6 protein-coding genes are annotated in these 4,951 nt (G+C 66.4%); 1 reads left to right on the forward strand and 5 read right to left on the reverse strand.

Going from position 1 to position 4,951, the window contains the following annotated elements:
* The 3 genes from AC1VAN_RS11180 to AC1VAN_RS11190 all read right to left on the reverse strand — a co-directional run.
* The coding region (locus AC1VAN_RS11180; RefSeq protein WP_480985817.1) for an efflux RND transporter periplasmic adaptor subunit at nt 1–870 on the reverse strand (870 nt) is incomplete at its 3' end.
* Nucleotides 871–961: 91 nt separating this feature from the next.
* Nucleotides 962–1,732, reverse strand: coding sequence for an SDR family NAD(P)-dependent oxidoreductase (locus tag AC1VAN_RS11185; RefSeq protein ID WP_442251954.1), 771 nt, complete (start codon nt 1,730–1,732; stop codon nt 962–964).
* Complete coding sequence (locus AC1VAN_RS11190; RefSeq protein ID WP_025878840.1) at nt 1,729–1,956, reverse strand: hypothetical protein; 228 nt, start codon at nt 1,954–1,956, stop codon at nt 1,729–1,731. Before AC1VAN_RS11190 ends, AC1VAN_RS11185 begins: the two co-directional genes overlap by 4 nt.
* 147 nt (nt 1,957–2,103) lie before the next feature.
* Here AC1VAN_RS11190 and AC1VAN_RS11195 point away from each other — a divergent pair, with 147 nt between their 5' ends.
* On the forward strand, nt 2,104–3,135 hold the full coding sequence (locus AC1VAN_RS11195; protein ID WP_480985818.1) for a LysR family transcriptional regulator: 1,032 nt from the start codon (nt 2,104–2,106) through the stop codon (nt 3,133–3,135).
* Between the two features lie 183 nt (nt 3,136–3,318).
* Here AC1VAN_RS11195 and AC1VAN_RS11200 read toward each other — a convergent pair whose 3' ends face one another.
* On the reverse strand, nt 3,319–4,014 hold the full coding sequence (locus AC1VAN_RS11200) for a YiaD family glycine zipper/OmpA-like lipoprotein (RefSeq protein WP_025878838.1): 696 nt from the start codon (nt 4,012–4,014) through the stop codon (nt 3,319–3,321).
* Nucleotides 4,015–4,155: 141 nt separating this feature from the next.
* On the reverse strand, nt 4,156–4,951 hold a 796-nt coding region (locus tag AC1VAN_RS11205; protein ID WP_480985819.1), incomplete at its 5' end, for a cryptochrome/photolyase family protein.

Consider the following 4,951-nt stretch of genomic DNA (forward strand, 5'->3'; position numbering starts at 1 on the left):
GTCCAGCAGTGCGCGGACGCGGATGGTGCCGGTGCTGCGGGTCACCTGGTTGTCGAGGAAGTCGACCTTGCCCGAGTGCGGGTAGCCTTCTTCACCGGACAGGCCGATCTTCACCGGCAGCTCGCTGTCGCGCTCGCTCGGGCGCTCGCCCTTGCGCGCCATCTGCGCGTAGCGCAGGAAGGTGCTTTCGTCGGCATCGAAGTACACGAACACCGTATCCAGCGAGACCAGCGTGGTCAGCACGCTGGCGCTGTCGCCGGCGGTGACCAGGTTGCCGGCGGTGACCATCGCCCGGCCGGCACGGCCGTCGATCGGCGCACGCACCTTGGTGAACTCCAGGTTGAGGCGGGCGGCATCCACCGCTGCCTGCGCAGCCTGCACCGCCGCACCGGACTGGTCGGCGGCCGCACGACGCTGTTCGGCGGTCTCGGTGGAAATCGCCTGCTGTTCGGCCAGGCGCTTGGCACGCTCGGATTCGCTGCGGGCCAGCACCGCCTGGGTACGCGCACGGGCCAGCTCGGCGTTGGCGCGATCGTACTCGGCCTGGTAGCTGCGGGCATCGATGGTGAACAGGACGGCGCCCTTCTTCACTTCTTCGCCTTCAACGTAGTTGACCTTGTCGATGTAGCCGGACACGCGCGGGCGCAGCTCGACGCTCTGCACGGCCTCGACGCGACCGCTGAATTCATCCCACTGGCTGACCTGCTTGAGCAGCACGGGGGCAGCTGAGACCTGCGGCGGGGGCGGCGCGCCGGCTTCTTCGGCATGGCCACCGCTGCAGGCCGCCAGGACGGCGGCAGCGAGGATCGACACGCCAGCCATCGCGATGCGATGACCGAAACGATGTGGAGTGGTATTGGGGGAAGTCATGGCATGCATCCGTACGGAGGGGTGGTACAGCTATTTGAGAATTGCTATCAACTTTCGGCGGCGTATCCTGCGACCTCAACCAAAGTCGAGGTCAAGCAACGCCTGCGGTGTCGCGCCACAGCGGCGGTCTTTCCAGGTGCAGCAGGCCGCGTGGCAGTTCGGCATCACTGCTATCGCAACGGACGATTGCGCGGTTGTCGCGRCACCCGTCGAGCAGGGACACCACGCGGCGACCGACCAGCAGTGAACTCGGCCATTCAATACAGGCGTTGGCAGCGTTGGCCGGCGTGCAGACCGGACTGCACACTTCCAGCATCTGCGCGCGTACGCCCACGGCCTGCGCTTCCTGGTGCACCACCTGCGCGTACATGCGCAGCGCGGCGGTGGTGATCGAGGTCTCGCCATAGCCTGCCCAGGGCTTGAGCCCGGCCGGGCTGCCGATCATCACGTAGCGGCGAGCATGCACGTTGTCCTGCAGCAGCGGCAGCAGGTGGTGCACTGCGTGCACATGCGGCATCAGGTCCGCCTGCAATGCCGCCGACAGGGCGTCACCGCCACGCTCGACCACGCGGCCACGGTTGTACGGGCCGCCCATCGCGGCAACCACCGCTGCCAGCGGGCGCGGGCGCTGCGCCACGCGTTCGGCCAGCGCACGTGCCGAACTGTCGTCGCTGAGCGAGCCCAGCATCGTCTGCAGGCCCGGCTCATCAGCAAACTGCTCGTGCAACGCCGCCAGGCGGCCGGGATCGCGGCCGACCACCAGCACGGGGCTGCCGGCCTCCAGCAATGCGCCGACCACACCCTGGCCCACGGCACCGGTGCCGCCGAGAACCAGGACCTCGGGCGTCAGAATCCCATTCACGGGACATTTCCTCCCAAATCCGGGATAGTCCCGATTCGGCGCAGTCGGTCACCCTTGTGCGAGGCAAGGTGCAAGGCACCGCCACGCTGCTGACGCATGGGTGCGGTAAACTCCCGAAAATCCTTGTTAACCAAGGAGCTGGGACGGGATTCAACGGTCATTGCCAGGTCCAGGGCGTTCTGGCCGGCAATCCGGAAGCGGGCAAGAATGTTGCGCAGGCTCATGGCGGACGGGCTCCAATTAGCGAATGGCGCCACGATAGACCTCAAACCCCTACTTGATTAGTCCTGATTAAGGGGAATAATCATCCCGTCCCCGGTCCAATCGTTCTGTCACGATTGCCCCATCCCCGACGTCCAGGATCCCTGACCATGTCCCACGATCTCAACGAGACGCTGATCTTCGTCAAAGTGGTCGAGCAAGGCAGCTTCATCGCGGCTGCCAAATCGCTCGGCCTGCCCAAGACCACGGTCAGCCGCAAAGTGCAGGAACTTGAGACGCGCCTGGGTGCGCGCCTGCTGCACCGGACCACGCGCCGCCTCGGCCTCACCGAAGCCGGTTCGATCTATCACGAGCATTGCCAGCGCATCGCGCGCGAACTTGAAGAAGCCGAAAGCGCGGTCAGCCAGCTGCAGTCTGGTCCACGCGGATGGTTGCGCTTCACCGTGCCCTATTCGATCGGCATCACCTGGATCGCACCGCTGCTGGGCSAGTTCCATGCGCAGTACCCGGAAATCCRSCTGGACATGCACMTGGGYAACGARAAGCTSGACCTGATYGCYGGYGARGCCGAYCTKGCSYTGCGCGWGGGYRCCCTGCCCGAYTCCAACCTGGTGGCGCGCAAGCTSGGCAGCCTGCGCACSCAGGTGTTCGCCAGCCCGGCCTACATCGAGCGCTACGGCGAGCCGCTGCATCCGGAAGAGCTGCAGTTCCACCGCATCCTGGCCATGCGCAAGCCGTACCACACCGGCAATTCGCCACGCTTTACCTGGCAGCTGGGCGAGAACGGTGGCGAGCTGCGCGACTTCCCGGTGACGCCGCTGATGACGGCCAACGACATGTCTGCGCTGAATGGCGCGCTGGTGTGTGGCGAAGGTCTGCTGCTGACCGGCGACGTGATGGCCAAGCCGTTCGTCGAGTCGGGCATGGTGCGCCGCGTTCTGGCCGGCTGGACCGGCCCGGAAGTGGATTTCAACGCGGTGTTCGCCGGTGGCCGGCTGGTGTCGCCGAAGGTACGCGCGTTCGTCGATTTCCTGGTGGAGAAGCTCAACTTCGACGCCAACTACATGCTGGCGCAGTGCCCCGGTGCGAAGCTGGCGCGGCAGCAGCAGGAACAGGAAGAAGCGGCGCTGGCGAGCAGCGGCAAGCGTATCCTGGAGAAGGTGGCTGCTTCGGCGGCGTAAGCTGCAGCGATGCCGYCTGTACCCTGCTCTCCTGGATGGCCTCCGGTAGATGCCGACCTTGGCCGGCACGGCTCTCCACATGGGCTATCGGCGTGCCGAGCACACTCGGCACCTACAGAAAATGCCGCCTGCTAGGGCGGCATTTTCGTTCCTGCTGCGGCGGAACAGCGATAACGCTGCGCGTTATTGTTTGAGAGGAATCACGCGGATCTCGACGCGGCGGTTCTTGGCACGGCCGGCATCGGTGCTGTTGTCAGCGATCGGATAGGCCTTGCCAGCGCCCAGGGTTTCGATGCGCACGCTCTGCACGCCCTGGCCGATCAGGTACTGCGCCACCGAATCAGCACGCTCCTTGGACAGGCGGTTGTTGACCGCGTCGCTGCCGATGCTGTCGGTGTGGCCGACCACTTCGATCATGGTCTGGTTGTAGTCACGCAGGGTGCCGGCAACGCCATTGAGCGAGCCGTAGAACTGCGGCTTCAGTGCCGACTTGCCGAAGTCGAAGGTGATGCCGTCGGGCAGGTTCAGCATGATGTTGTCGCCCTGGCGCTCGACGTCGATGCCGGTGTTGGCGGTGCGCTCGCGCAGCGCGCGCTCCTGGCGATCCTGGTACTGGCCCACCGCGGCGCCACTGAGTGCGCCGATGCCCGCGCCGATCAGCGCATGCTGGCGACGCTCGGTCGCGCTGTCGCCGGACAGCAGGCCCGCGGCCACGCCGATGGCGGTACCGATCAGGGCATTGCGGCCGGTGCGGTTCTGCTGCTCGGTCGGGTTGCCGTACGGATCACTCTGCACATAGGAGCCGCCGGTGGCGCAGGCCGACAGGACGGCCGCACTCATCAGGGCCAGTGCGACGTTGCGGGTGGTGTTGCGGATCATGGTGTTCTCCTTGGTTTCCGGTCGGGCCGGCGGCTTGCGGGCGGCAACGAGGATAAACAGCCGGACGCGATGTCGGGATGATGATCACGCCGGTCGACAGGGGCGTGTTCAGCTAGCTGTCTGGACCGCTCAGCCAGCGCTTTACCCCGCCGCCGACTGACGGTAGGCGGCCAGAGCGGCATCCCGGCCAGCGGCGAGGTCCACCAGCGGCGTGCGTGGGTAGCCCGGCGCGCGTTCGGCCAGCAGGTGCGGATGCTGCCATGGAGCGAACCGCGCCTTTACCGGCAGCGCCGCCAGCTCAGGCACCCAGCGGCTGATGTAGCGCGCCTGCGGATCGAACTTCTCGGCCTGTGTGACGGGATTGAACACGCGGAAATACGGAGCCGCGTCGGCACCGGTGCCGGCCACCCACTGCCAGCCCATCGTGTTGTTGGCCAGGTCGGCATCCACCAGCGTGTCCCAGAACCAGCGCGCACCGTGCAGCCAATGCGCACGCAGGTGCTTGCACAGGTAGCTGGCAACGATCATCCGCACCCGGTTGTGCATGTAGCCGGTATGCCAGAGCTCGCGCAGGCCAGCATCGACGATGGGGACGCCGGTGTTGCCGCGCTGCCAGTCGTGCAGCTGGGCGGCACTGGGACTGGCCCACGGGAAGCGATCGAAGCGTGGATTGAGGTTGTCGGTCGGCGTCTTCGGGAAGTGGTGCAGCAGGTGATGGGCAAAGTCACGCCAGCCAAGCTGGCGCAGGTAGCCATCGATGTCAGCATCGGTACCGGCACTGCGCAGGCCTTCCAGCGCGTGGGCGATGCGCCACGGCGCGATTTCGCCGAAATGCAGGTGCGGCGACAGCCGCGAGGTACCGACCCGATCCGGCAGGTCGCGCTGCTCGCGATAGCCGCGCAGCGCACCATCCTCGAACACGGACAACGCCTCGAGC

This window comes from Stenotrophomonas sp. 05L44_2 (genome assembly GCF_056665995.1).

What these genes read in the sequence shown, in the direction of transcription:
- AC1VAN_RS11190 (WP_025878840.1), bottom strand. Translation starts at nt 1,956, where the DNA reads ATGAGCCTGCGCAACATTCTTGCCCGCTTCCGGATTGCCGGCCAGAAC.
- AC1VAN_RS11200 (WP_025878838.1), bottom strand. Translation starts at nt 4,014, where the DNA reads ATGATCCGCAACACCACCCGCAACGTCGCACTGGCCCTGATGAGTGCG.